Source organism: Streptomyces sp. NBRC 109706 (assembly GCF_000974485.1).
In the GTDB taxonomy this organism is placed as follows: Bacteria; Actinomycetota; Actinomycetes; order Streptomycetales; family Streptomycetaceae; genus Streptomyces.
Genome location: NZ_BBOM01000006.1, coordinates 269,140 through 294,639 on the forward strand (window position 1 = coordinate 269,140; position 25,500 = coordinate 294,639).

The following is a 25,500-nucleotide window of genomic DNA, read 5'->3' on the forward strand; positions in this document are numbered from 1 at the left end:
TCGGCCCGGCCCCCGCGAGGGGGTCGGGCCTTCGGCGTTGGTGGGCGCTCCCCTCCGCGGGGTGGGATATGGCTACACTCGGCGCGGGAGGCATGCGATGACCCTGGTGACGGCGCGGAAGATCGGGCTCTATCTGCTGGTCGTGGGTGTGCTCTACTCCGTGATCAGCTTCCCCGACCGCTCGGGGGAGTTCGCCCAGTTGGTCTTCACCGCGTTGGCGGGGGCGGTCGACGCCCTGTTCGCCCCGTTGAGGTGAGCGCGAGTCGCCACCGCCGCCCGCGCGTTGGGGATCGGGCGCGCGCGATCAACACGTTGTGATCAGGTGCTTGCGCACGGTGGATATGTCTTGTGATGCTATGACTGCTTTTGCGGCTAACGCACCGTGAAGGGGTGGTCGGCAGGTGGCGGTGACGCGGTCCAAAGGCGCCGGAGCTCGCGCGCTCACCCAGTCGCTCTGTGAACGGCTGGCCCGGCTCGAAACAGGCACCGCCGAGCACGCCAGGGTGCGGGACGCGCTGGTCGAGGCCAATCTGCCGCTGGTCCGCTATGCCGCGCTCCGCTTCCACAGCAGGAACGAGCCGATGGAGGACATCGTCCAGGTCGGCACGATCGGCCTGATCCATGCCATCGACCGCTTCGATCCCACGCGCGGCGTGCAGTTCGCCACCTTCGCCCTGCCCACCATCGTGGGCGAGATCCGCCGGTACTTCAGGGACAGCGTGCGGACGGTCCATGTGCCCCGGCGGCTGCACGAGCTGTGGGCGCGGGTCTGTGCCGCCGCCGAGGAGCTGACGACGGCGCTCGGCCGGTCGCCCAGCACGGCGGAGTTGGCGGAGCGGCTGCGACTCCCCGAGGAGGACGTGCTGGCGAGCATGGACGCCGGACGGGCCTACCGGGTCTCCTCGCTTGAGGCCACCAGGGACCGCGAGGAGGGCCTGCCCGCGCTGGTCGACCGGCTCGGCTACGAGGATCCGGGGCTGGCCGGCGTCGAGCACCGGGCGCTGATCCGGCATCTGCTGGTGCAACTGCCGGAACGCGAACAGCGCATCCTCTGGTTGCGCTACTACCGCAACCTGACGCAGTCGCAGATCAGCGCGGAGTTGGGGCTTTCGCAGATGCACATCTCCCGACTGCTGGCCCGCAGCTTCACCAGGCTGCGTTCCGCAAACCCGATCGAGAAGTAAGGCTTACGAAGGACCCAACTACGGGAACTCACACATCAGCTGTGCCGTTTTATCGACATGAAGCTACGTCGCGTTGATGACATGTGACATTCTGTTGGAACCGCGTTTGCCAAGGCGGCAGCTCCGGTATTCACGAGAGGGTGCCTCTCGTGGGAGTCCTGCCAGAGGTGGCCGCCGCGACCCGTCCCGCCGACCTCAAGGGGGTGGCATGTCCGTAGAACTGGGCAGCTCCAAGGTGCTCACCACGACCGGCACGCCGCATGTTCCCGCGCCGCACGAACCCTCGGTGCCGCACACAGCTCCCGCCGAGACCGACAACCTCGACACCCGCACGCTCTCCCGTTCCCTCTTCCAGCGCCTGGCCGGGCTGGACGCGGACAGCCCGGAGCGCGGCTATGTGCGGGACACCCTGATTGAGTTGAATCTTCCGCTGGTTCGCTACGCGGCTGCCAGGTTCCGCAGCCGCAACGAGCCGATGGAGGACATCGTCCAGGTCGGAACGATCGGGCTGATCAAGGCGATCGACCGCTTCGACTGCGAACGCGGCGTGGAGTTCCCCACGTTCGCGATGCCGACGGTCGTCGGCGAGATCAAGCGCTTCTTCCGCGACACCTCCTGGTCAGTCCGGGTCCCCCGGCGTCTCCAGGAGCTGCGGCTGGCCCTCACCAAGGCGAGCGACGAGCTGTCCCAGCGGCTCGATCGCTCCCCCACGGTCGCCGAGTTGGCCGTCTGCCTCGGCGTCTCCGAGGAGGAGGTGGTGGACGGTCTGGCGGTGGGCAACGCCTACACGGCCAGCTCGTTGGACTCCCCCTCCCCCGAAGAGGACGGCGGCGAGGGCTCGTTGGCCGATCGGCTGGGCTACGAGGACACCGCGCTCGAAGGCGTGGAGTACCGCGAGTCGCTCAAGCCGCTGCTGGCCCGGCTGCCCGCCCGTGAGCGGCGGATCATCATGCTCCGCTTCTTCGGGAACATGACGCAGTCGCAGATCGGCGAGGAGGTCGGCATCTCGCAGATGCATGTCTCGCGGCTGCTCACGCGCACCCTTCAGCAGTTGCGCGAGGGCCTGACCGCCGAGGAGTGAAGTGGCCCGGACCGGCGGGTGGCCGCCGGTCCGGCGGGGGATCCATCGGGATCGCCCCCGCCCGCCAAGCCTTCGAAGTTCCCGCGCCCGCCCGGCGCCGCTCAGTGCTGCCCTGGAACGCGCGCCCCGGTGCGGTTGGAAAGCCGACGGCCGGGGTCGGCTTCAGGAGACCAGCAGGTAGACGACGGCGGCGAGGGCCAACACCCCCACCACCACGCCCACGATGAGGCCGACGTTCGGCCCGGACGAGGCGGGCTGGGGCGTGGCCGGACGCCCGGCGGCGGGGGCCGGGCCGTCGTTCACAAACGCCTGGAACATCTGGGTGCTGCCGGCCGGGTCGATTTCCTGGGGGCCTTGGGGGCCCTGGGAGCCCTGCGGGCCTTGCGGTGCTTGGGGATTGTGCGCCATGCCTGCCGACCCTAGCGGTTCCCCCGACCACCGGAACAGCCGCGTCCGCCCGCCTTCTCGTTCGACGCGCGCCGAACTGCCCGCTATACCGCAACAACAAGCGGTTTGACATGCTTTGAGGGTGATACGGGTGCCCGGTTCGGCTATGCGGCGGAGGTTTTCAGCCCCGTTCCGGAACCGGTCCCGAAGTCTTGCGGGCCTTCCGGCGCGACGGTCCAATGAGTGGTCCCCCCACGGACCGACCCTTTGGATGTGATGTCCATGAGTGTCATCAGGCGCTCCCCCGCCCGCCGCTGGATCGTCGGCGGCGCGGTTCTCGCCCTCGGAGTCAGCTCGTTGTTGGCCACCCAGGCCCAGGCGGAGCCGGAGCCGTCCGCCGCCCCCGAGCCCAGCGCGGTCGTCTTTGTCGACGACTTCGACGGGCCCGCCGGTTCCCCGGTGGACAGCGGCAAGTGGCGGATGGATCCGGGCGACAACATCAACAACAACGAGCTCCAGTACTACACGGAAGGCACCGAGAACGCCCAGCTGGACGGCGAGGGCAATCTGGTGATCACGGCGACCGCCGACGGCGCCGCCAACTACCAGTGCTACTACGGCACCTGCGAGTACACCTCGGCGCGGATGAACACGTCCCAGACCTTCCAGGCGGAGTACGGGCGCGTCGAGGCCCGCATCAAGCTGCCCCAGGGCCAGGGCATCTGGCCGGCGTTCTGGATGCTGGGCTCCGACTTCCCCGGTGTGCCGTGGCCGGACAGCGGCGAGATCGACATCATGGAGATGGTCGGCCACCAGCCGGGCACCGTCCATGGCACCGTGCACGGCCCCGGCTACTCGGGCGGCGGCGGCATCGGCAGCAGCTACAGCCTGCCGGGTGGCGAGATCTTCGCCGACGACTTCCACACCTTCGCGATCGACTGGGCACCGGACTCGATCGTCTGGTCGGTGGACGGCAATGTCTTCCAGCAGCTCACCCCCGGCGATCTGGGGGGCAACGCCTGGGTCTTCAACAAGCCGTTCTTCATGATCCTCAACCTGGCGGTCGGCGGCCAGTGGCCCGGCCCGCCGGACGACAGCACCTCCTTCCCGCAGCAGATGGTCGTCGACTATGTGAGCGTCACCACCAACGACTGAGCGTGGAGCACGGGCCTCGAAGCCGGCCGGCTTCGAGGCCCACCCCGCGGGGCGGCACCCCGAAGGGGGCACGCGGCTACCGGCCAACTGGCGGAAGCCCCGGAATACCCCGCGCGCGGAGCCGGGTTCCCGTTCGCATGACACACACTCTGGCTACGGAGTTCGGCCCCGTCGGGGTCTGGAGCTTCACCCTGAAGTCGCCCGACGGCTCCCTGCACCCCGCCTTTCTCGACGCGGCGAAGGAGTTGGAGCAGCTGGGCTACCGGGCGCTCTGGCTCGGCGGTGGTCCGACGGTCCGCGAGGCCGAGCCGCTGCTGGCGGCCACCTCCACCCTCCGGGTCGCCACCGGGATCACCAGCATCTGGAACAACACGGCGGAGACGGAGGCCGCGGACTTCGCCGAGCTGAACGACGCCCATGGCAACCGCTTCGTGCTGGGCCTCGGCGTCAGCCATGGCCCGCTTGTCGAGGGGTACCGGCGGCCGTACTCCGCGATGGTGGACTATCTGACGGCCCTGGACCGGGCGCCGCGTCCCGTGCCCCGGGAGCGGCGGGTGCTGGCGGCTCTCGGGCCCAGGATGCTGGAGCTGAGCCGGGACCGCGCGGCCGGCGCCCACCCGTATCTGGTCACCGTGGAGCACACCGCCCGGGCGCGCGCCGCGCTGGGCGAGGACGCGCTGTTGGCACCGGAGCTGAAGGTGGTGCTCGACGACGACCTCGCGCGGGCGCGCACCACGGCGCGCGGCTATCTCGCGCGCTATCTCCAACTGCCCAACTACACCAGGAACCTGGAGCGGGAGGGGTTCACCGAGGAGGACTTCGCGGACGGCGGCAGCGACCGGCTGCTGGCGGCGGTCTTCGCCCTGGGCGACCAGGACACCGTCCGGCGGCGGGTCGCGGACTATCTCGACGCGGGCGCCGACCATCTGGCGGTCCAGGTCGTCACGGACCGGATCGGCAAGGAGTTCCCGCTGGCCGAATACCGTGCGCTGGCCCCGATCCTGCCGCTGAGCCGCTGAGCCACTGAGCCGCCGAGCCGCGGGGTCCATCGATCCGATGGGGGCGGCGGCGGTCAGCGGACCGGGGCGCGGTACAGCAGGAAGTAGAAGTGCTCGCCCCGGTCCCTGACCAGTTCGGAGGAGCCGTTCATGATGCCCATGAGGTTCCGGTCGTCGACCCGTTTGAAGTGGTCGAGGATCGGCTGGCCGTCGTAGACCATGGTGGCCGTGACCTCGCCCCGGAACTCGACGTTCCACAGGCTCGCCTCGCCCAGGCCCAACTCGACGTTGGAGAACAGCCGGCCGTCCTCGTCGAGGCAGATCAACGGTTTGACGTCGGTCAGCGAGCGGAAGATCTTGCCGCGCCAGCGGCACCCGATCAGGGTTTCCTTCAGCCGGTGTCCGGTGGCGAACGCGGCGCCCCGCCACTCGCCCAGTATCTCCTCGGCGCGGACGGTCGGGAGGGCCGCCCAGACCTCGTCCAGCTCGGCCGGGGTCACCCCGGCCTCCTGCTTCCGCAGTTCGTGAAAGCGCGCCCGGGCCTTGTCGGGTCCCATCCGTCCGTCCTCTCCACGGTGCCCGAACGGGGCCCCGATCAGGGTCAGTTATGACGTGATCACATGCGATCGCTCGGCGCACCGCACCAGGTGACGGACCCGACGAGCCCCGAACATGTTCGCGCACCGACGGTACGCGGGCTCCGGCCACGGCGGCACGGGACGTCCGGAACGCCCGACCGGCGCGCGCGGAGGGACACGCGCCGGCGTGCGCCGCCGGCCCCGGGCGGGAGCGCCATGATGGGGAACATGACCACCCGTGTATGCCTTGCCCAGCAGCCCGAGGCCGACGCCCTCATCGGCCGCAGCCCGCTCGCCGCCCTGGTCGGCATGCTGCTCGACCAACAGGTGCCCATGGAACGGGCGTTCGCCGGCCCGTACACCATCGCGCGGCGGCTCGGCGGGGACGATCTCGACGCCCACCGGATCGCGGCCCTGGATCCGGAGGAGTTCGCCGCGCTCTTCTCCGCCAAGCCCGCGGTGCATCGTTTCCCCGGTTCGATGGCCAAGCGGGTTCAGGAACTGTGCCGCTATCTGGTCGAGCACCATGACGGAGACGCCGAGGCGCTCTGGCGGGATGTGCCCAGCGGTGCCGAGCTGTTCCGGCGGCTGCACGCGCTGCCGGGCTTCGGCGAACAGAAGGCGCGGATCTTTCTGGCGCTGCTGGGCAAGCAGTTCGGGGTGACCCCCGAGGGATGGCGCGAGGCCGCCGGGCCCTATGGCGAGGAGGGAGCCCACCGGTCCGTCGCCGACATCACCGGGCCCGACTCCCTGGCGATGGTCAGGGAGTTCAAACAGCGGGCCAAGAAGGCCGCCGGGGAATCCCCCGGAACGCCGGGGAGGTAGGCGGTCCGGTGCGGGGGGGGGTGCGGTCCGCGCCGGCCGGCGTGCGGGCGTGCGAGGGGGCGCGCGGAACCTCAAATTTTACTCTGAGACCGGACCTGGCTCTTTTGTGCCCGGAGGAGTCGGGCATGGTAGGAGGTGACCAAGCCGACATCAGACGGCATTCCGTCCACGCGTCCGGAGCCCGGCCATGAGCAGCAGCCCCCAGCGTCCCGAGCGTCGAGCGCCGGCATCGTCCGGTCTGGAGATCGGCTCGATGGCCCGCGATCTCACCAGCGACCAGGTCGGCCGGGTGATGGCCCATCTCTCCGGCCGGGTCTATCTGCGTCCGCCGGGGGGCGGCCGGGAGTGGACGGCGAGCCCGGAGGATCTGCGCCCCATCAGCGCCAGCGAGTCGCTGCGCGCCCGCGTCGCCGAGGCCAACCGCCGCGCCGTGCGCGGCACCCGCTGACCGGCCCGGCCGCCCCTGTTCAAGCCCGCCAAGCCCGTCACGCCCGCCACGCCCGTCAGGCCCGTCAGGCCCCGTCGACGGCGGGCACCCGATCCGGGGCCGGCGTCGCCGGCGTGCAGCTGGGGCGGGTGCGTTCGGCGTAGGAGCGCGCGGCGGTGAGCATCCCGAAGCCGAGGCCGCCGAAGGCCAGTCCGCCGAAGAGCGTCATCCAGGTGAGCCCCGAGGCGGAGGTGAACGGCTCCTCGGGCGTCATGCTCGGCAGCACGCCGACCCCGCTGAGCGAGGCGTAGACCACCAACACCACGCCGTAGAGCGCCAGTCCGACGCCGCACAGCCAGGCCGGCGCCAGCGGGAGCAGCCGCGGCACCCGGCGGCCGGTCAGCGGCGGCGCCCAGCGCGGGAAGACCTGCCCCCAGCGGTAGAGGAGCCCCAGCAGCAGGAACACGCCCACGCCGGCCGCCAGTACGGTCACATCGATCCCGACCTGGGCCAGGGCCCGGGTCAGCGCGGACTCGCCCTCGCTGGCCTCCCGCCAGCCCTCGGCGGAGACGCCCAGCGCGTCGCCGCCCAGCGTCCAGATGGTCTTGGCCACCGCCCAGGGCAGGAATCCGCACATCAGCAGGTACACGGTGATCCGGGTGCGGCGGGCGGCGACGGTGGGCTCGGGATGGCGCAGCGGCCCCTCGGCGCCGCCGGTGTGCGACCGGCCGCAGCGCACGCAGACGGCCCGCGTCCGCCGGTGCCAGCTCACCAGCACCAGCAGCAGCAGGCAGACGCCGACGGTGTGCGCCAGCAGTTGGACGATCCCGGTGACGCTGTCGACGCCGGAGAACGAGGCGATGGTCACCAGATGCGCCGGCAGGCTGAGCATCCCGGAGGCGAACACCGCGAGGAGGCCCAGCAGGGCGCCGGACGTCAGTCGTCCGCCGAGGCGCCGGGCCGCGCCCCGGGTGCCGATCACCACCGGCGCGGTGGCCATCGCGAGGGCGGCCAACGCCCCGTGGGCGGCCCCGGGGTAGGTGACGGTCGGGGACCAGGGCACCGTGGTGTCGGTCAGCACCCAGCCAAGCTGCAGCGCGGCATAGCCGAACGCCCAGAGCAGCGCGGCGGGCGGCGCCCACACCGGCCACCGTCCGGGCCAGGGCGCACGGTCAGCGGTACGGGTCCGCGCTATGTCCGACACCATGGCCATCTCCCACCCGAGGACCTGACGACCACTCGGCTCCGTACGGTAAGTCCCCGATCACACAAGCACGTTACCGTTCCCCGGTCGTGAGGGTCGGTCCGCCCGGCGTCCAGGTGCACGAAGGCCATCTCGCCCGGGCGCAGGGGGAACGAGGAGGATGCCTCGCGGCCCGGCACCGGCACCGGCACCACGTTCTGTATCAGGGCGCCGGACTTCTCGTTGCGGTAGGCGGCGATCTCGCCGAGTTGGAGGGAGATCAGCATCGCCAGGGTGGCGGTGTCTCCCGCAGGCGGGTCCCGGCGGACGGCGACCGACGGCCGGTCGACGTAGCCGGCACGCCAAGCCCGGCCATGGATCGGCAGAGCTGTCGGGCCGTCAGCAGCATCGATCGTCAACGGCCCCGCATACAACCGGATTACGGCATGCCACTTCTCTCCATAGAAGAATTGATGACGCCGTTGCCTGCCCAGGAGCCGGGTCGCACAATGGATCCCGCCAAAGCCCGAAAAGTTCCTTATCGGTAACGTTGACGGTTCGCTCCGCCAAGGCGCGGTGAACCCCTCACGGCCTCCACGCGAAGGTCCACCAACGCATATTCAAGTTTTCTATACGTCGCTTTACCCGCGACCGATGTGACCGTTACCGTCCCGTTTATTCGCCCGATGCCCCGCCACAGCGAAGGCGTCGGGAACCACCTCCCGGACCCATCTCCCGTCGCACCGGGCGCTTTTCTCAACCAGTCCCGAAACTGCCGGGAGCCATCCCGTCGGGAATCCGTTGGAGGGATACCCGTGACCACGCACAGCGTCGATTGCATCGAGATCCACGCGGACGAAGCGGAGTCGGCCACCGAGACCGCGCCGGGACAGCGGCCCCCGGTGGTGTCCGGCTTCGGCGGCGTCACCCACACCCTGGTGCGCCGCGCCACCGGCGGCATCACCTTCACCATGATCGAGCCGGACCGCCACAAGGCACCCGGCCGGATCGACGAGTTCCTGCACCGCGACGGCGGCTCCGAGGTACAGCATCTCGCCTTCCTGGTGAACGAGATCGTGCCCGCCGTCCTGGAGTTCGAGGCGCGCGGCGTCGAGTTCCTCGGCACCGACATCCGGGCGCTCTACGAGGCGGTGGAGCGGGCCAGGGGCCAGGAGCCACGAGTCGGGAGCGCCGACGCCCGTGGACCGGCGCGACAGGTGGCGGCCTGATGGCTCGTCCCCGCACCCTGCCCGGGCCCCCGCCCGCCGGCCGGGCGGCCGACTGGGTGGCCCCGCCGGTGCTGGTGCGGCGTGCCGGGGTGGGCGATCCGGCGCACGGCCGGGCCCTGTTGCTGCACGGCCTGGCCGACAACGCCCACGGGTGGGACGCCTGGCTGCGGCAGCCGGCCGCCGTCACGGGGCCCGAGCTGTGGGTGGCCGACCTGCCCTGGCGGGCCGAGACCCTGGCCGAGCTGAGCCGCGACGAGGATCTGGTGGCCCGGTTGGCGGACGCGCTGCGCGCGGTGCCGGGCGGTCCTGACCTGGTGGTGGCACACTCCATGGGCGCCGGCCAGCTGCTGGAGTTCCTCAACCGGCAACTGCTGCGCGGAGCCGATCCGTTCACCACCTACGGCATCCGTGCCCTGGTGCTGGTCTCGCCGTCCTTCCGGCGCGGCCGTGAGGAGTTCGACTGGCAGTGCCTGACCTCCTCGTTGGACGGGTTCGGCCGGCTGATGGCCGAGGGCATCCGGCTGCGGGACCACGGCCGGCTCTCCCCCGAACTCCGGCACGAGCTGGGCGAACGGGTACGCGACCGGGTCGGCCCCTACGGCTGGCTGCGGTTCTTCGACACCTATCTGCGGACCCCGGCGCTGCGCACCGAACTCCTCACCGTGCCCTGCCTGGTGATCGCGGGGGAGAACGACACCGCGGCGCCACCCGACGAGGGCCGACAACTGGCCGCGCACCTGCCGGACGCGGAATTCCGTACGCTGCGGGACTGCGGGCACTTCCCGATGACCGAGCGAGCGGACGCCTTCGCGGACCTGGTCGCCGGGTTCCTGCGACGACTGCCGGCTCCGGCCGGTCAGCCCTCCGATCCCCGAAACCTTCCTGGGAGTTCCACCGATGACCGCAGTGACTGAGAACGCCGTCAAGGCGCCGCCATCCCCCGGATCGGGGCCACGGCAGCGGTCCCGCTCCGCCGGCTCCTCCGGCTCCGTGGGCTCCGGCTCCGCCGGCTCCGGCTTGGTCGGCTCCGGCTCCGTCGCTTCGCACGGGCGGGGCTGAATCCGGTGTCGAACCCGACCACGGCCGCGACGGCCCACTTCCTGCTGATCGAGACCCGCACCCCCGGCGCCCTGGAGGACGACGGACTCCTCGGCGACGGCCTGGCCCAGGCAGAGATCGGCCACCAGGTCACGCTGTTCCTGATCCAGGACGCCGTCGCCTGGACCCTGCCCACCCACGCCCCGCTGCTCGGCCGACTCTCCGCCGCCGGCGTACGGATCTGGGTCGACGACTTCTCACTGACCCAACGCGGCCTCGCCGGCCGGGCGCTGCCGCACGGGGCGACCCAGGTGACGATGGACGACGTGGCCGAGGCCGTACTGGCCCCCGAGATCAGGGTGGTGTGGCACTGATGCCCCGCGAACTGAGCCGCGTCGACCTGCTGTTGATCGTGATGGGCGCGCCACACCAGTCGGACCAGACCACCAGCGTACTGCGCCTCGTCCAGGCCCTGATGGAACGCGGCGGCCGGGTCCGGGTCTGGTCGTGCGGCGACTCCACCCATCTCACCCAGCAACACCTGGGCGAGCGCAAGCAGCGCAACTTCGCCGACTGGCACGCCAGTTACCCGACCACCGCCGTGCTGGTGCGGGACCTGCTGACCGCGTTCCCCGAACAACTGGAGTGGTTCAGCTGCCAGTTCTGCAGCGAGGACCGGGGCGCCACCGACCATCTGCCGGAGATCCCGATGTACGGGCCGTCGAAGTTCGCCCGGATCAGCGCCTCCGCCGACAAGACCGTGATGCTCGGGGTGATCTGAGATGACCGAACCGTCCGAGACCTCCGCGACGCCGGCGCGGGTGCTGGCCATCGTCGACCGCGCCTACCGGGGCGCCGTCGAGAAGCAGTACGCCGACTCGCTGTACCTGGCGCTCGAACTCCACCGCCAACTCGGCGGGATGGACATCCTGCTACGCGGCCAGGCCGTCAGCTACGCGGCCAGGCACGCCGAGGTACCGACCCTGCGGGTCGGCGAGCGCGAGCTCACCTCCCTGACCGACCCGCGCCGCGACGTGGAACGGCTGCTGGAGGCCGGACTACGCGTTCTCGCCGACGAGACCGCCCTGCACACCTGGGGTCTGGACGGCCCCGACGCCCTGCTGCCGGGGGTGGAGCGGACGACCGCCCGCCGGACGGCGGAGCGCTGGGCCGACTACCGGATGGTGTCGTTCCTCTGACACCAGCCCATCCGTGCCATCCGGCACAAGCCACGCATCGAAGGAGCACACCACACCATGAGCGCCAACGACACCACCGCCCAGCTGGACCTTGAGGACCTGCGCGCCGCCATCGCCGGCGCCCTCGACGTCCAGATCGGCGAACTCACCGACACCGCGAAATTCGTCGACGACCTCGGGGTCGACTCCCTGATGGCCCTGGAGGTCGTGGTCGTCCTGGAGAAGAAGTACGGCATACGCTTCGAGGAGCAGCAGCTCCGCCAGATCACCTCCCTGCGGAGCGCCTACGAGGTCCTTCAGTCGAAGCTCGCCTGAGCACCCCCGCGCGACGGGCAGCCGCCCGACCGAACGCCCGCACCGCCCCGAATCCTTTCGGCGGTACGGGCGTTCGGCATTTCAACCCTCCTAACACCTTCCTGCCAACATCTGCCGCGACACCCCATATACGCGGTAGATCCATTAGCCTCCGGGATCGAAGATCTTGCAGGTTGAGGAAGGAAACAGGGAAATGCGCTATCCGAGAGTCGCCATCGCCGCGGTCGCCGCCATCGGACTTGTCTCCGCGCTCAGCGGCACGGCATCCGCCGCCACCGACGAGGACACCCCCCAGTCGTGCGGCCCGGTCGAACTCTCCGGCTCCCTCCCCGTACCCCCGGAGGGAATGTCCGTCCAGCAGACCGTCACCATCGGCGAGGACTGCGAGCCGGAGCTGGGCCCCGTCGAATACGTCCCGGCCGAATCGCCTTCGGCCGACCTCGCCTCGACCGCCGCCAGCCGCCAGATCCGCAGCTGGAACGAGATGTACGACTGTTGCAACATCCGCATGAGCGGCCTCTACACCACCGCCGACTGGACCACCGAGGACAACCGCATCCTCACCGCAACCACCGGGGCCACCCAGGAGTGGAACCGCGAGCCCTGGAACGCCGGCTGGAACCTGGAATCCGCCTCCGACACCCAGAACTGCGCCGAGGACTGCGCCACCGTCCAACACGAGGCCGTCGCCGACTTCTCCTACCAGGGCATCTTCGACCCCATCGGCAACCTCTACGCCAACTCCCACCAGTCATCCATAACCCTCAACCCCGACACCACCGCGACCTGCACCTTCGACGTCCAACTCCGCAACACCTTCATCGGCTGGAACTGGCAACGCGGCTGCGAGTAACCCCCGGGAGCCCCGCCACCGGCCGGAACCGGCAACCCCCATCGCCCGTTCCGGCCCCCCGGGACCCCGGGCGCTCTACCGTCTGGCCCTTCACCAGCGCCTCGACCGCCCGGCGACCACCGCATCATTCACACACGGACAGCTCGTGAACACGGAGTTGGAGTCGCGCCGCGTCTGCGGGGCAGGCCCCGGTCCACCGCCGGCACCCGCCACGACTCCCCCCTTCGAGAGATCCACGCCGCACCGCTTGCGCGGACGACTCGTCGGCAGGATTCGAACCCACAACCTTCCGATTGTCAGGACCGGACCGGCGCCGGCATCGGGGCCCCACCCTCGTCACGTTGCGGCTGCCCGTACGCCGAACGCCGCTGCCGTGTCACCTATCAGGAAGCGAACGCGGCAACCGGCCTCGGCCTTGCTGCGAAGCGTCTCCACATAGGTCGGCTGGTCCAGCCACAGGAAGTAGTTGGTGTACCCGGCCAAGGTGATGTCTTCGGTGGCGCCCTGGGTCAACCCACCCCACACCGAAACAACATCTCTGCCTCAACTCCCAACGCCGCCGCGGCGTCCTCTCGCTTTCCCGCGTACGGGATCAACCCGTCGTCGCCGATCCACCGTTCGACCGTTTTCCCCGAGACCCCTACCCGCATGGCCAGCTGACGCGGCGAGATCCCGGCGTCAGCCATAGGGACGTTGGGCGCTTCCAAACCATACGGCCAAGGTGCATCAACTAGAGCTGCATATGGGGAGATTCGTCCCCGCCAGCTGGCGAATCGCAGACACATGAAGGGTGCCCGGACTTCGCAAACGCCCCCAGGTCGCCCGTTCCTGACTCGCCCGATGCGGGACAGGACGACATCGACGTGGAGAGAAACCAGCCCCCCGTCGTCGGACGCGCCGGCCCGGCCGGATGTGGTGCCGTATACCGCCAGGTGGAGCGGGGAACACATCGAGCAGCCGGTGGTACCGCGTATGCGGATGAGGTCCTTCAGAACCGGGACGCTGGTCGGGTGTTGTGGTCCCGCATCGGCATACGGCCGGAGTTCGGCAGAGTGCACGGCACCGTGCGCCGGCTCCTGTGCCAGTTCTGCGGCGCCCCGGCGGACGAGAACGACGACGGCGTGCTCTGGCTCCTCGGCGAGGCCCCGGACGACCCCGACTCCTGGCCCGAGAAGCCGGAGACCTCCCATCCCCGGCTCTGCCTACCCTGCGCCACCACCTCCGTACAACTGTGCCCTCACCTCAGCAAGCACTACGTCGCACTACGCGTCCGGGACTTCCACCCCGCCGGAGTCCGCCGGAGTCTCCTTCGACGACCCCCGGGTGCGCTGGGTCCGCGCGAGCCAACTGATCATGCGACTCGACGCGTTCACCGTGGTGGACCTGGAGACGGGAGTCTCCCGGACTGCCGACACGTTGGCACTCGAGTGGCCGCAGAGGCTTTGCGCGGAGCCGCACGACAGGCCGGACCTCCGTGCCTGACCGCGTCTCTGGCCGAGTGGCCCCGGCTCTTCGAGGCCGCCCCTGGCGGCCAGGCTGCGTAAAGCCTCGAAGGACGCCAGCCCCACGACCGCCGCGCGCTTGAGGATCGCCGAGACGGTGGATCGCGCCCGACCGACGGCGGCCCGACCGCCCCGGCGCAGTGAAGGTGCCCGCGTGAGCGATCCCGACAGAGACGGTTGCCGTCAAAGACCGCCGTCAGCGCCCACGCGAAAGCCCCCGCCGAGTGATCGACAGGGGCTCTGAGCTGCGCGCTCGGCAGGATTCGAACCTGCAACCTTCTGATCCGTAGGACCGGGCGGGGGCCTGTACATGGGCCCCCGCCCTCGTCGTGGTGTGGCTGCCCGTGTGCCGAAAACCGCTGCCATGTGGGGCCGTTGGCGTCGCCGTTGGCGTCAACGCCAGTAGTCTCGGCACCATGACTGACTGCGTGCAGGTGTCCACCGCCGTCGAGAGTCGTGAAGCGGCGGAGAGCCTGGCCCGGGGGGTGGTGGAGGCCCGACTCGCTGCGGGAGCACAGATCGTCGGTCCTGTGGTCTCGGTGTTCTGGCACCTCGGTGAGTTCGGCACGGGCGAGGAGTGGCAGCTTCTGCTACGAACCACGAACGACCGGTACCCGGCGCTCGAAGCACACCTGATCGCCCAACACCCCTGGGACAACCCGGAGATCGTCGCCGTCCCCATTACCGCCGGCTCCGCCGGCTATCTCGACTGGGTTCGCAGGACGGTAACCGATGACAGCGAAACCTCAGGAAACGGGACCTGAGTCACGCTGCCGCTTCTTCGAGAACGGCGGCAACCTCGGGGACCCTGCCATGCGGCTTCAGTCGGCCCACGAGTGTCTGAACGCGTTCACGGGGCCTCACAGAACCTACTCCCGTGGCTAGTTGCAGGGAACGGCCCGTCACAGCTGCGGCCTGCTCGATCTCTCCCCCATCGAGGTACGCATGAGCGAGCCAAGTCATATAGAGGGACTTGTCCCGGGCATGGGTATCCGAGAACGTCTGTAGGGCCGACTCCAGAACCGGCACCGCCCGCAAAGGACGGCCCAGTTCCGTCCAGCAGCGCCCCGTCATGATCTGGAGTTCCCGCATATCGACCCATGAGGCCCAGTGCGGGGCAGACTCAGTTTCTGAGGATCGGGTGAGTTCCGCTTCGGCTTCCGAGAGGGCGCTTTCCGTCTCCTTCACCTGCCCGGCTCGCGCATGCGCCCACGCCCGGCGCTCAAGGAGAAGCGCACGGACCGCCGCCGGCACGTCCCTTCCCATCTGCTCGCACGACGCAGACGCAAGCTCGACTCCCGACCGCTCTACACTCACCTGCTGGTATGCCAGAAATGCCAGGGAGTTGCAGATCAGGGGCACGTCGTCGGCCTCGACGGCCATGCGGTGGGCGGTGCGATAAAGGCGTTCCGCCTCGGGCTGGCGGCCAGCGTCGAAAGCGGCCCATCCCGCCTGCTGTGCCTGTTCGGCGCTCAGACTCAGCAGGGACCGACCCACCGCCTCGCTGTAACTGCTCTTCTCCAGCAGATCTGTGGTCGCCTTGAACTCGCCGAGATAGATGGAGTAGGTATCGGCACCGCCAAGGAGGTCATCCAGGCGACGCATCCTCGCCGTTCGCTCCTTCAGCCGATCCACCGTACTCGAACCGACACGTCCCGCGTCCGAGAAAGGAAATGTCGCTGGTATTCCTGCTGCGACCATTGACGCCGTGATGAATTTCCTGCGTCGCACTGCTTCGTCCTCTGCATCTTTCGCGGTGCTGACACGTGATTCCGGCACTGCCCCGAAGTGCTCAACCTCCCATGGGCGCGGGGCCAGTCCAATCATGGAACCTGGAATACGCAGAGCATCCGCGATGGCTGCGATTTTCTTATAGGTGGTGATCGCTCCCTCGCCTTTGGCCAGTTTACCCACGCGCTCCGGGCTGATATCGCAGGCGCCAGCGATCTTGACGAAGCTGATCCCACCCCATTTACGGGCGAGTGCGAAGACCTTGCCGAAGTCGTGACGGGCGATCGCCTGTCGCACATCCGACCGTTCCAGCACACTGGGTGGCAGTGCTGCCGGAGACTTGTAGGTCATCTCACATCCCCGCGTAGAGCTGATCAAGAAATACCACGTGCACCGACCGCCGAGTCTACCCATGATGGGTATCCCCATCGGCCCGGTTCATATTCACCAACCGTCCGGCAACACTCGCTTCTCCCCGAGTGGATGAGAGGCCGAGATGCGGAACTCGATCGTGCGGATTGTCGAACTGCTGTTGCGCCTGTTGCTTCCCCCGCCCGGACGACATCGGGCCTCCGGAACGGAGATCGTCCCGCACCCCGGTGATGAACCCACCATGCCGCCGCTCTGGAGCTGGTGCGCCGAACCGTCGATGGACGCCACCGGATCGCCCTTCCCGATGGTCCGTCCCTACGTGTTGGCCAAGGCGGAGTTGTCGGGAGGGGTAGTCCCATGCTGACCGAGCGCCAACATCGCCCGCCGTTGGGTGCGCTGGCCCGGCCGGATGTGGTGCCGTATATCGCTCAGTGGAGTGAGGAGCACGTCGAGCAGCCGGTGGTGATCGGGCGGGCCGGTGGTATCGCGTATGCGGATGAGGTGGTTCAGGACCGGGACGGGGGTGGGGTGTTGTGGTCGCGTTTCGGTATGCGTCCTGGCCGTGGGCGGCCGGAGTTCGGCAAGGTGCACGGTTTGCGGCAACGCCGCACCATGCGGCGGCTCCTGTGTCAGGTCTGCGGCGATCCGGCTGACGAGAACGACGACGGGGTGCTGTGGCTCCTCGGTGAGGACCCGGACGACCCCGACTCCTGGCCCGAGAAGCTGGAGACCTCCCATCCCCCGCTGTGCCTGCCCTGCGCCGCCACCTCGGTACGGCTCTGCCCCCACCTCAGCAAGCACTATGCCGCGCTGCGCGTGCGGGACTTCCACCTCGCCGGGGTCTGGGGCGCCCTCTACCGTGCCGGCTTCCCCCTACCCGTCAAGTCCGAGGCCGCCGGAGTCTCCTTTGACGACCCCCGGGTGCGTTGGGTCCGCGCGAGCCAACTGATCATGCGGCTCGACATGTACACCGTGGTGGACCTGGAGGCGGAAGTCTCCCGGAGTGCCGCCACCTTGGCACGCGGGTGGCCGTAGAGGCTTTGGGCGGGAGCTGCCAGGGGGCGAGAGAGCCGGGGGCCGTAAGCTCGCGCGGCGAGTCGGGCACCCGTGCCTGACCGCGTTTCTGACCGAGTGGCCCCCGGCTCTTCGAGGCTCGCCCCCTGGTGGCTGCGTAAAGCCTCGAAGGGCGCCGGCCCAGCCACCTCGCGCTGGGGGATCGCCGGGACATCACGGGCAAGGGGCCGACGGGCAGCGGGCGGCGGGTCGCTCGGCCGGGACCGGCCGAAGGACCGCACGCCCGGCCGAGGGCGGCCGAGCCGCCCGGTGCGCCGAAGGCACGCCCTTGATCCGGGTGACGATGGACATCTACACCTTCGTCCGCCTCGACGCGCAACGGGACGCCATCGATCGCGTGGGCGCTGCCCTCAGCGGTGACGCCAACGGCAGAAACAACCGGGATGGGGACGACGGCACGGCCGGGGCACTCGCCACCGTCTGAGCCAGACGTGGCGGGCGGTTGGCGTCAAACGTGGGCGTCAGCGCCCACGGATAAGGCCCCGTCGATCACTCGACAGGGCCTTCGACCTGGGGCGCGCTCGGCAGGATTCGAACCTGCAACCTTCTGATCCGTAGTCAGATGCTCTATCCGTTAAGCTACGAGCGCTTGGGCGGGGCCTTGGGCCCGTTCCGGCGATGGATACATTACAGGACCTCGGGCCGGTGGTGAAATCAGTACTGGCGGGGGGCTCTGACCTGCGGGAATGCCGTCAGCCCCGGTCGGGGACCGGGGCTGACGGGAGCTGTGGCGGAGGCTCCGGGATTTGAACCCGGGATGGGGGGTTACCCCAAACCGCATTAGCAGTGCGGCGCCATAGACCAGACTAGGCGAAGCCTCCTCGCGCCACGGCGAGAGCCGAGCGCGCCAGCAAATAATGCCACAGCCCGAACGGCCGCAGCCAATCGGATTCCACCCTATGGGTGGCAGGAGGCCGAGTCGAGTTGCGCAACGTGTGGCGTCCTGCAGCGTTAGCAGTGCGGACGGAGCCCCGTCCCGACCCGTACTCGAACGCTCAGGAGCACGCGCATGTCACGCAGGTCCCTCGCCGTCCTCGTCGCTCTGGTCGCATCCGTCACCGTTCCGGCCTCGGCCGCCGCCCATGAGCGGGGGCGGGCCGTCGGGGAGGACCGGCTGGTGATCACCGTTTCGGGTACGGAGGGCTCGGACGGCACCTTTGAACTCACGTGCGCCCCCGTCGGCGGCGACCACCCGGAGCCGGCCGAGTCCTGTGCCGCGCTGCGCGGTGTGGAGCGCCCGTTCACGCCCGTCGCCGAGGGCACGCGGTGCACCTTTCTCTACGGCGGCGCGGCCACCGCGCGGGTCGAGGGACGGTGGCAAGGGGAGGTTGTGGACGCGGAGTTCACCCGTACCAACGGGTGCGAGATCAGCCGTTGGGACCGTCTGGTTCCGGCCCTGCCCAGCCTGGCGACCCATGCCGCCTGAGCACCGACTTTCCATGGCCCCTCCGCGCCCGGCGCGGCTGGCCGTAGACTCCCCCTCATGACACGCACGGGGTACGTGCACCAGGAAAACGTGGGTCAAGGGAGGATCCGACGTCGTGAGCAGCAGGCCAGCGAGGGGCGCTGCTCGCCTCGCCGCCATACTCGACGCGCTGCCTGACGCGCTGTTGCTGGTGAACGGCAACGGCACAGTCGTCAACGCCAATGCCATCGCCATCGAGACCCTCGGGGTCGCCGGTGCGCCACTTATCGGACGCGGGCTGCTGGACATCGTTCCGGAGTTCGATCCACGCAGAATTCCGGGCTCGATGCGTCGCCCGGAGGAAGACCCCAGTGTCAGAACCAAGCCGACCCGCATGATCGCCCGGCGGACGGACGGCACCGAGCTGCAGGTCGAGGTGACCAGCGCCGGTCTGAACTCCGCCCATACTCCCTACGCCTCGGCCATAGAGGCCGCGTTCGCCGACGATTTCGCCGGCGAGGAGTTGTTGGTGCTGGTGGTGCGTGACCTGTCCGGCACCCTGGACACCGAGGCCGAGCTGGTGCGTCAGCAGCGGCAGACGGAGATGATCCTGCGCGCGGCCTCCGAGGGCGTGGTCGGGGTCGACACCTCCGGCAGGATCGTGCTGGTCAACCCGGCCGCCGCGCAGATCCTCGGGCATCGGGCCAGTCAGCTGGGCGGTCAGCTGCTGCATCCCCTGGCCCACCACTCGCGGGCCGACGGCACCCCGTTGGCCTACGAGGAGACCCCCCTGCACGACACTCTGGTCTCCGGGCGCAAGCACCGGGTGCGCGGCCAGGTGCTGTGGACGGGCGACGGCCGCGCGGTGCCGGTCAACATGACGACCGCGCCGGTGCGCGACGGGGACCAGCTGGTCGGCGCCGTGATGACGTTCCTGGACCGCCGCCCCTACGACACGTTGGCCGCGCGGCACAGCCAGCTGCTGTCGGTGCTGCGCGACGGGCTGCGCGGGCCGCTGGACCAGCTGCGTGGCGAACTGAGCGCGCTGGCCGCCGATCCGGCGGGACAGCTGTGGCCGGAGGCCAACCAGGTGCTGCACCATCTGGCCGCCGGCTATGCGCGGATGACCACGCTGGTGGACAACGTGCTGGGTTATCAGCGGCTCGACGAGGGCCTGGAGAAGCTGGCGCTCAAGCGGGTCTCGTTGGACACGGTGGTGGCGGCGGGCGTCGAGGGTGCAACCGAGCTGATCGGCCCGGGGCGTGCGCAGTTCGCGGTGCACGCCCCGCCGATCGAGGCCGAGGTCGATCCGGAACGACTCGCTCAGGCGTTGGCACATCTGATCGCCGATGTGGCCGGTGTGGACGCGACCGGTCAGGCTCCCGCCTCCGCGCGTGGCGATTCGACCATTGTGGTCGCCGCCGCCCAGCGCGGCGAGGTGGTGCGGATCGAGGTCCGCGGCCCCTATCCGGGGGGCAACCCGGTGCACGAGCCCATCGTTCGGGGCATCGTGCGGCAGCACGGCGGCGTGCTCCAGACCCACGAGATGCCGGGCCAGGGCGGCGCCTCGGCCTATGTGCTTGAGGTGCCGATCGCGGCGGGCGACGGGACGGCGCCGGTGGCGCCGGTCGGCGCGCGCGACGCCAGCGGCGACACCACCGTGATGCCGGTGCCGGCCGAGCCGGCGCGCGGCACCGAACGTCCGAGCGCCCCCTCGGGTGGCGCGACGGAGGAACGGCCGGCGGCGCCCGCCGTCGAGCCGGTGCCCGACACCCCGACGGGGCGGCGGCGTCGGCACGCGCCCGAGCAGCCCACGCCGCCCGAGACCGCGATTTCCACGACGGCCTCGGCGACTCCCGCGCCCGGCACGCCGATGCCGGAGACGGCCGGCGCGGAGACGCCGGCGCCCGGCATCCCGCTCCCCGGGGCGCCCGCGTCGGCGGTCGAGCAGCAGACGCCCCCCGGTGGGACAGGCAATGGTCGCCGCCGGCGCGCGTTGGCCCCCGTCGACGAGACGCCCGGCGAGGCGATCCCGGCGGCAGCGGCCACGGCGCCGCCGCCGACCGGCCGCCGGCGTCGGGCGCTGCCGCCGCAGCCGGCGGAGGGCGCGCCCGAGCCGGGTCAGCAGCGGATCGCGCTCGGCCCTGTCCCGACCGGGCCGGCGCCTGAGCCGACGGCCGAGGCGCCCGGCACGCCACATCCGGCCGCGCCCCAACCGGCGCCGGTCAGCGCGCCGGCGCCGGCGCAGCCACCGGTCCAGCCCGCCGCACCGGTCCAGTCGGCGACGCCGCCGCAGCCGGTGGTGCCGCAGCCGGGCAGGCCGGCGCTTCCCACGCGCGGCGCGCGGAACGCCGAGGCGTCCGCGCCGCAGCCCCCGGCGGCGGCCCAGCCGGCCGTGCCGGTCCAGCCGCCGGCCCAGGCCATCGGCCCCGAGCCGGATCCGGCCGCTTACGAGCTGGCCACTCCCGAGCAGCCGGCCGCCGGCCAACCGGCGTTCGAGCAGCCCGAGTACGAGCAGGCCGAGCGCTCGGATTACGAGCGGAACCAGGCCGAGTCCGGGGCGGCCGGGCCCGCGTCGGAACAGCCGGCCACGCCCGAGCAGCCGGCCGACGAGCCGCCGTCCGTCGAGCACTCGGTAGTGGCGGCCAGCCCCATCCTGGACGGCAGCATGGCCCCGGCGCCCGCGCCCGTGCGGTCACGCCCCCTGCCCATGCCGGGCAGCGAGCGCGCCCGCCCCGAGCAGCGCACGCCCGGCGTGAGCGTGCAGACGCTGGGGCAGGGTGTTCCCATTCCGCCCCAGGCGCACGCCCCCCGTCCGCACCCGGGGCCCGAGGCGCCGTCCCCGGCGCAGCCGGGCCAACCGGTCCTGCCCGCACAGGCCACAGGCCCGGCACAGGCCACAGGCCCGGCACAGGCCACAGGCCCGGCACCGGCCACAGGTCCAGGACCGTCCGGCGCCGCGCAGCCCGTTTCGCCGCCCACCCGGCGGCGCAAGCTGGCGACGCCGCCGGACGAGGGCGATCCGCGGCTCGGTCGCGGCGCGCCGGGCGGCCAACCCGTGCCCAGCGCGGCGCCCGACACCCAGGGGCGCGGTCGCGAGTACGCGATCAGCGCGCCCGCCGCCGGCACGGCCGAGGGCCCCGAGCCGCTCGACGGCCCCAACGGGGCGGTCGACGTGACCAAGGGCGGCGGCGAGACGGGCGCCGGTGCGCTGCGGCCGAACGGTCCCGCCGACGACGAACTGCCGCCGGAGCCGCTGGACAACCCGCGTCGGCTGCTGGTGTGGCCCGAGCCCGACGTCTCGACCCAGCAGGCGCTGACCGACCGTGGCTATCGCCCGGTGATCGTGCACTCCCGCGAGGAGGTGGACGCGCAGATCGCGGCCTACCCGGCGGCGCTCTTCGTCGATCCGCTGACCGGGCCGATCACCAGGACCGCGCTCCAGTCGCTGCGGGGCGCCGCGGTGGCGGCCGAGGTGCCCGTGTTGGTGACCGCCGGGCTCGGCCAGGCCAGCCGGGAGGCGGCCTATGGCGCCGATCCGGCGGTGCTGCTGAAGGCGCTCGCGCCCAGGGACAGCGATCAGCATCCGCCGAGGGTGCTGCTGGTCGAGGAACAGCCGGCAATCGCCGACGCGTTGGCGGCCTCGCTGGAGCGGCGCGGGATGCGGGCGGCACACGCCCCCTCGGACGCAGCGGCGATGGAGCTGGCGGCGCAGCTGCGGCCGAACCTCGTGGTGATGGATCTCAACCAGGTGCGGCGCCGCAGGGCGGGCATCATCGACTGGCTGCGGGTGAACGGGCTGCTGAACCGCACCCCGTTCGTCGTGTACACCGCCGCCGAGATGGATCCGGCGCAGCTGCCGCTGCTGGCCTCGGGCGAGACGGTGCTCTTCCTGGCCGAGCGCTCCACCCATCCGGATGTGCAGGCCAAGATCGTGGATCTGCTGGCGAAGATCGGCGCGCACTAGGGCCCCGGCCGCGGGGTGCCCCAGGGCCGTAGGCCCTCGCGGCCCCCGTACCGCTGCAGCCTCGGATCCCCCTGGCCTCAGGCCGCTATCGCCGTGTCGGGTCGGGGGGCCGGGCCGGGTATGGCGGGCGCGGGCGAGTCGTGGCGGGTGACCTCGGCCAGCTCCTGGTCCTCCCTGAGCTTGGCCAGCGCCCGGGAGACCGCGGACTTGACGGTGCCGACGGAGACGCCGAGGAGTTCGGCGGTGGCGGCCTCGCTCATGTCCTCGTAGTAGCGCAGGACCACCATGGCGCGCTGCCGGTCCGGCAGCCTCAGCACCGCCTGCCACATCGCGTCCCGCACGGCCTGCTGCTCGGCGGGATCGGGCTCGGGCAGCGGATCGGGCTCGGGCAGCTCGTCCACGGCGTACTCGTCCACCCGACGCTTTCGCCACTGCGACGTGCGGGTGTTGACCAGAGCGCGCCGGACATAGCCGTCCAGCGCCCGGTGGTCCTGGATCCGCTCCCAGGCCAGATAGGTCTTGGTGAGCGCGGTCTGCAGCAGATCCTCGGCGTCACTGGGGTTGGAGGTAAGCGAACGGGCGGTGCGCAGCAGCACCGGCCCGCGGGCCCGCACATAGGAGGTGAAAGTCAGCGGCGTCACCGGCTGGACTGTCCTGGGCGTGGTCATGCTCTACAAACTAGGAGACTTCACCCCCCGAGCGGATCGGCCAGAGGTCGCGATGGTCTCTCCCCCCCAGGGCGTAGAGGTGGGGTTGTCGCCACCTCCCCAGGGTGGAGGGGAACTCCTCCCGACCCTCAGGACGGCTCAGGGATCCACCTGATAGGCATGCGGGTCGGCGACCCCCGGAGTGTTCGCATATGCCAATCCGCATATGCCGGGGAACACGGGACGGCATATCCCCCGGCATACGAAAGAGCGCGGGCGCACCCTGACGGTACGCCCGCGCTCCGACCCTTGCCCGTCGCCGATGACACACCCCGGACGCCATCGGCTCGTCACGGGGGCCCGGCCCCCGGCTCCGTCAGAGGACGTCGAAGATCAGCGTGTAGTACGTGTTGTCCGACTGATCGACGAAGACGAAGGCCGACTCGTTGACATTGGCCGTGTTGCTCTCGTTGCTCGCACCCCGACCGGCGGCGGCCTGCTGGTTGCTCGCGATGTTTCCGGTGTTGCCCAGCACACCGCCTCCGAGACTGCCGGCGACCGCGGTGTCGTCCGCCGCGTGCGCGACGCCGCTGACGGCACCCAGCAGAAGGGGCGCGGCGGCGACGGTGGCGAGAACGCGGGCGATACGGATGCTTGCCATCTGATTCCTCCATGGGACGCGATGCGGTGGTCTGGCTTGGCAGTTGGCCTTACTGCCGGGAGGCGCATGAAGACGGTTCACGCCTCCGTGAGACCAGAGTTGCCCATGGCTTTCCTGACGAACCGAGATACCCGTGGGATTCCCCCGCAGGGAGGAACGAGCTGGACCAAACGTTCAACCGGTGGCGGTCAGTTCTTCGATTTTCCGCGCGAAATCCGGTGTGGGCAAAGGGAGTTCGATCTCGTCGACGAACTGGACGGCGTCCGGAAGGTAATGGATCACGGCCGAGGCGGCCGCCGTGAGGTAGTCCTCGCCACGGTGGAGCAGGGCCAGCACCCGGAGGACCAACGCCGGGCTGCTGCCGTCGGGTTGCTCGTCCGCTTCCGGGTGGGGATGGTGTTCCGGGTCGGCCTGCCGGTGCCAGAGCTCGGCCTCCCACTCCTCGCCCAGCGCCATATGGTGCAGATAGAGGCAGTAGGCGGCCGCCCCGTCGCCGGCGCCGGCGGCGAACTGCCACCAGAAGCGGGCCGAGTCCTCCTGGCCGCCCAGCTGGAGGGCGCAGCCCAACACCCGTGCGCCGTCCGGCTGGAGAATGCGCCGGCCGAGGAACGCCGCCATATGCTGCAGCGCCCCGTCCTGCTCGACCACGGTGCGACAGAGGATGTCCAGAAGGCCGAGCAGTTCGGCGCCGTGCCCTTCGTTCCCCTCGTTCGGGCCCGCGCCGCAGCGCGGTGGTGGGGGGTTGAGGGAGCCATGGCCACCGACACCGGCGGCGATCCGGCGTTCGGCGGCCTCGATCTCCTGGTCGCTGTAGGTGTGCGGCCGGCGGGCCAGGACAGCCCGGGCCAGCAGTTGGTCAATGGTCACCGGCAAGGTCGTCAGCCCCCTCTCGCATGCCCTGCGGCCGCGCGCCCCCCGCGTGCGCCCCCTGGGCCGGCTCGCCCCTTCGGGCGGGCTCCTCGATCAGCCGCGCCAGTCCGCGCGGATCGTCTCCCGGGATGTCCGGGTACTCCAGGCCCAGCGCCTCCTTGAGGCGGTGCCTGGCGTAGCGCGCGGTGGAGCGCACGCCGGGCACGGTGACCCCGAGGATGTCGGCGGTCTCCGTCGTGCTGTAGCCGATGCAGTACCTGAGCACGATCACATCGTGCTGCCGCTCGGGCAGCTCGCTGATGGCCTGGTAGAGGCTGAGGCTCTCCTCCAGCTCGCCTATCGGGTCGACGGCCTCGTGCAGCGCCTGGGTCTCGAAGGCGGCGGTGTCCATCACCACGGCGCGCCGGCCCCTGGCCCTGGCCGCCTCGACGGTATGCCGCTTGAGCACCGTCCAGGCGTAGCTGGCCGGGCTGTCCAGCCGAAGGGCGTCGGCCCAGTCGGCAGCAAGCTGCTCGAAGGCGCGGTCCACCGCCTCCTCGGCGTCGGCCCTGGTGCCGAGGTACAGCTCGGCCCAACGCACATAGGCCGGGCGGTACATCTGGTGGAAGGCGCGGAAGTCCGCGGGCAACGGGGACAGCGGGGCGACTCCGGTTCTGCGTAGGGGAGCGGCCTCGGTCATCAGAGACTCCTCTCCCGGCCGGACGGGCACGACGCCACGGGCCGGCGCCGGCCGGCACCTGAAGCGGGCTGAACGTTCACGGACCTCCGGGTCCTCTCCTCGTTGTGGCGGGAAACCGAGCCGCCGGCGTTCCCGGGGGA

29 protein-coding genes and 2 tRNA genes are annotated in these 25,500 nt (G+C 70.7%); 20 read left to right on the forward strand and 11 right to left on the reverse strand.

Features of this window, described 5'->3' with window-relative positions:
• The first annotated feature begins 97 nt into the window (after positions 1-97).
• The 3 genes from AOM46_RS33975 (at position 98) to AOM46_RS11525 (ending at position 2,265) form a co-directional block, all read left to right on the forward strand.
• On the forward strand, positions 98-256 hold the full coding sequence (locus AOM46_RS33975; protein ID WP_158920384.1) for a hypothetical protein: 159 nt from the start codon (positions 98-100) through the stop codon (positions 254-256).
• 145 nt (positions 257-401) lie between these two features.
• On the forward strand, positions 402-1,184 hold the full coding sequence (locus AOM46_RS11520; RefSeq protein WP_062209411.1) for an RNA polymerase sigma factor SigF: 783 nt from the start codon (positions 402-404) through the stop codon (positions 1,182-1,184).
• Positions 1,185-1,392: 208 nt separating this feature from the next.
• Positions 1,393-2,265: an RNA polymerase sigma factor SigF gene (locus AOM46_RS11525; RefSeq protein WP_062209415.1), complete on the forward strand. Its 873-nt coding sequence runs from the start codon at positions 1,393-1,395 to the stop codon at positions 2,263-2,265.
• A 162-nt stretch (positions 2,266-2,427) separates the two neighbouring features.
• On the opposite strand, the gene AOM46_RS31885 is transcribed toward AOM46_RS11525, so the two are convergent.
• Positions 2,428-2,673, reverse strand: coding sequence for a hypothetical protein (locus AOM46_RS31885; RefSeq protein ID WP_078856721.1), 246 nt, complete (start codon positions 2,671-2,673; stop codon positions 2,428-2,430).
• Positions 2,674-2,934: 261 nt separating this feature from the next.
• Here AOM46_RS31885 and AOM46_RS11530 point away from each other — a divergent pair, with 261 nt between their 5' ends.
• Together AOM46_RS11530 and AOM46_RS11535 are read left to right on the forward strand one after the other, a co-directional pair.
• Complete coding sequence (locus AOM46_RS11530) at positions 2,935-3,807, forward strand: family 16 glycosylhydrolase (RefSeq protein WP_234313741.1); 873 nt, start codon at positions 2,935-2,937, stop codon at positions 3,805-3,807.
• Between the two features lie 137 nt (positions 3,808-3,944).
• The gene (locus AOM46_RS11535) at positions 3,945-4,826 is read left to right on the forward strand and encodes an LLM class F420-dependent oxidoreductase (protein WP_062209421.1); all 882 of its coding nucleotides are present in this window, start codon (positions 3,945-3,947) and stop codon (positions 4,824-4,826) included.
• A 53-nt stretch (positions 4,827-4,879) separates the two neighbouring features.
• On the opposite strand, the gene AOM46_RS11540 is transcribed toward AOM46_RS11535, so the two are convergent.
• Positions 4,880-5,362, reverse strand: a complete 483-nt coding sequence (locus tag AOM46_RS11540) for a DUF4334 domain-containing protein (RefSeq protein WP_062209424.1) — start codon at positions 5,360-5,362, stop codon at positions 4,880-4,882.
• Positions 5,363-5,611: 249 nt separating this feature from the next.
• Between AOM46_RS11540 and AOM46_RS11545 the strand changes: the two genes are divergently transcribed.
• Both AOM46_RS11545 and AOM46_RS11550 read left to right on the forward strand, forming a co-directional pair.
• Complete coding sequence (locus AOM46_RS11545) at positions 5,612-6,208, forward strand: HhH-GPD-type base excision DNA repair protein (RefSeq protein ID WP_062210711.1); 597 nt, start codon at positions 5,612-5,614, stop codon at positions 6,206-6,208.
• Between the two features lie 187 nt (positions 6,209-6,395).
• Positions 6,396-6,656: a hypothetical protein gene (locus tag AOM46_RS11550; protein WP_062209427.1), complete on the forward strand. Its 261-nt coding sequence runs from the start codon at positions 6,396-6,398 to the stop codon at positions 6,654-6,656.
• A 64-nt stretch (positions 6,657-6,720) separates the two neighbouring features.
• Here AOM46_RS11550 and AOM46_RS11555 read toward each other — a convergent pair whose 3' ends face one another.
• Positions 6,721-7,842 carry a hypothetical protein gene (locus AOM46_RS11555; protein ID WP_234313742.1) on the reverse strand — a complete coding sequence of 374 codons (1,122 nt, stop codon included), beginning with the start codon at positions 7,840-7,842 and terminating at the stop codon, positions 6,721-6,723.
• A gap of 791 nt (positions 7,843-8,633) precedes the next feature.
• On the opposite strand from AOM46_RS11555, the gene AOM46_RS33135 reads away from it, so the two are divergent.
• The 7 genes from AOM46_RS33135 (at position 8,634) to AOM46_RS11590 (ending at position 12,452) form a co-directional block, all read left to right on the forward strand.
• Positions 8,634-9,047 (forward strand): hypothetical protein, encoded by a 414-nt coding sequence (locus tag AOM46_RS33135; RefSeq protein ID WP_062209430.1) that lies wholly within the window; start codon positions 8,634-8,636, stop codon positions 9,045-9,047.
• Positions 9,047-9,961 (forward strand): alpha/beta fold hydrolase, encoded by a 915-nt coding sequence (locus AOM46_RS31895; RefSeq protein WP_062209433.1) that lies wholly within the window; start codon positions 9,047-9,049, stop codon positions 9,959-9,961. The genes AOM46_RS33135 and AOM46_RS31895 overlap by 1 nt, the downstream gene beginning before the upstream one ends.
• A 150-nt stretch (positions 9,962-10,111) precedes the next feature.
• Entirely contained in the window at positions 10,112-10,459 is a 348-nt protein-coding gene (locus AOM46_RS11570) for a DsrE family protein (RefSeq protein ID WP_062209436.1), read from the forward strand.
• Complete coding sequence (locus AOM46_RS11575; protein WP_062209437.1) at positions 10,459-10,866, forward strand: hypothetical protein; 408 nt, start codon at positions 10,459-10,461, stop codon at positions 10,864-10,866. Before AOM46_RS11570 ends, AOM46_RS11575 begins: the two co-directional genes overlap by 1 nt.
• 1 nt (position 10,867) lies before the next feature.
• Complete coding sequence (locus tag AOM46_RS11580) at positions 10,868-11,284, forward strand: hypothetical protein (protein WP_062209439.1); 417 nt, start codon at positions 10,868-10,870, stop codon at positions 11,282-11,284.
• 57 nt (positions 11,285-11,341) lie between these two features.
• Positions 11,342-11,599, forward strand: a complete 258-nt coding sequence (locus AOM46_RS11585) for an acyl carrier protein (RefSeq protein WP_062209441.1) — start codon at positions 11,342-11,344, stop codon at positions 11,597-11,599.
• Between the two features lie 193 nt (positions 11,600-11,792).
• The gene (locus AOM46_RS11590) at positions 11,793-12,452 is read left to right on the forward strand and encodes a hypothetical protein (RefSeq protein ID WP_062209443.1); all 660 of its coding nucleotides are present in this window, start codon (positions 11,793-11,795) and stop codon (positions 12,450-12,452) included.
• A 336-nt stretch (positions 12,453-12,788) separates the two neighbouring features.
• Here AOM46_RS11590 and AOM46_RS36045 read toward each other — a convergent pair whose 3' ends face one another.
• The gene (locus AOM46_RS36045) at positions 12,789-12,965 is read right to left on the reverse strand and encodes a hypothetical protein (protein WP_370592684.1); all 177 of its coding nucleotides are present in this window, start codon (positions 12,963-12,965) and stop codon (positions 12,789-12,791) included.
• Between the two features lie 1,405 nt (positions 12,966-14,370).
• On the opposite strand from AOM46_RS36045, the gene cutA reads away from it, so the two are divergent.
• On the forward strand, positions 14,371-14,718 hold the full coding sequence (cutA, locus tag AOM46_RS11600; RefSeq protein ID WP_067226140.1) for a divalent-cation tolerance protein CutA: 348 nt from the start codon (positions 14,371-14,373) through the stop codon (positions 14,716-14,718).
• A 1-nt stretch (position 14,719) separates the two neighbouring features.
• On the opposite strand, the gene AOM46_RS11605 is transcribed toward cutA, so the two are convergent.
• On the reverse strand, positions 14,720-16,036 hold the full coding sequence (locus AOM46_RS11605) for a hypothetical protein (RefSeq protein WP_062209451.1): 1,317 nt from the start codon (positions 16,034-16,036) through the stop codon (positions 14,720-14,722).
• Between the two features lie 145 nt (positions 16,037-16,181).
• On the opposite strand from AOM46_RS11605, the gene AOM46_RS11610 reads away from it, so the two are divergent.
• From AOM46_RS11610 to AOM46_RS33140, 3 genes are all read left to right on the forward strand, one after another.
• Positions 16,182-16,421, forward strand: a complete 240-nt coding sequence (locus AOM46_RS11610; RefSeq protein ID WP_062209454.1) for a hypothetical protein — start codon at positions 16,182-16,184, stop codon at positions 16,419-16,421.
• Positions 16,415-17,092 (forward strand): hypothetical protein, encoded by a 678-nt coding sequence (locus AOM46_RS11615; RefSeq protein WP_062209457.1) that lies wholly within the window; start codon positions 16,415-16,417, stop codon positions 17,090-17,092. The genes AOM46_RS11610 and AOM46_RS11615 overlap by 7 nt, the downstream gene beginning before the upstream one ends.
• A gap of 307 nt (positions 17,093-17,399) precedes the next feature.
• The gene (locus AOM46_RS33140; RefSeq protein WP_234313743.1) at positions 17,400-17,555 is read left to right on the forward strand and encodes a hypothetical protein; all 156 of its coding nucleotides are present in this window, start codon (positions 17,400-17,402) and stop codon (positions 17,553-17,555) included.
• Between the two features lie 92 nt (positions 17,556-17,647).
• On the opposite strand, the gene AOM46_RS11620 is transcribed toward AOM46_RS33140, so the two are convergent.
• Both AOM46_RS11620 and AOM46_RS11625 read right to left on the reverse strand, forming a co-directional pair.
• A tRNA-Arg gene (locus AOM46_RS11620) sits at positions 17,648-17,720 on the reverse strand.
• Between the two features lie 139 nt (positions 17,721-17,859).
• Positions 17,860-17,952 (reverse strand) — tRNA-Ser (locus AOM46_RS11625).
• Positions 17,953-18,140: 188 nt separating this feature from the next.
• On the opposite strand from AOM46_RS11625, the gene AOM46_RS11630 reads away from it, so the two are divergent.
• Together AOM46_RS11630 and AOM46_RS11635 are read left to right on the forward strand one after the other, a co-directional pair.
• Positions 18,141-18,557 carry an SSI family serine proteinase inhibitor gene (locus tag AOM46_RS11630; protein WP_062209461.1) on the forward strand — a complete coding sequence of 139 codons (417 nt, stop codon included), beginning with the start codon at positions 18,141-18,143 and terminating at the stop codon, positions 18,555-18,557.
• A gap of 115 nt (positions 18,558-18,672) precedes the next feature.
• On the forward strand, positions 18,673-22,503 hold the full coding sequence (locus AOM46_RS11635) for a PAS domain-containing protein (RefSeq protein ID WP_062209464.1): 3,831 nt from the start codon (positions 18,673-18,675) through the stop codon (positions 22,501-22,503).
• Between the two features lie 77 nt (positions 22,504-22,580).
• Here AOM46_RS11635 and AOM46_RS11640 read toward each other — a convergent pair whose 3' ends face one another.
• From AOM46_RS11640 to AOM46_RS11655, 4 genes are all read right to left on the reverse strand, one after another.
• A complete protein-coding gene (locus AOM46_RS11640) occupies positions 22,581-23,171 on the reverse strand; it encodes a SigE family RNA polymerase sigma factor (RefSeq protein ID WP_062209467.1) in 591 nt (196 codons plus the stop codon).
• Positions 23,172-23,526: 355 nt separating this feature from the next.
• A complete protein-coding gene (locus tag AOM46_RS11645) occupies positions 23,527-23,811 on the reverse strand; it encodes a hypothetical protein (RefSeq protein ID WP_062209470.1) in 285 nt (94 codons plus the stop codon).
• Between the two features lie 174 nt (positions 23,812-23,985).
• Positions 23,986-24,678, reverse strand: coding sequence for a hypothetical protein (locus AOM46_RS11650; RefSeq protein WP_062209472.1), 693 nt, complete (start codon positions 24,676-24,678; stop codon positions 23,986-23,988).
• The gene (locus AOM46_RS11655; protein ID WP_370592685.1) at positions 24,668-25,360 is read right to left on the reverse strand and encodes a sigma-70 family RNA polymerase sigma factor; all 693 of its coding nucleotides are present in this window, start codon (positions 25,358-25,360) and stop codon (positions 24,668-24,670) included. The genes AOM46_RS11650 and AOM46_RS11655 overlap by 11 nt, the downstream gene beginning before the upstream one ends.
• Positions 25,361-25,500: the final 140 nt, after the last annotated feature.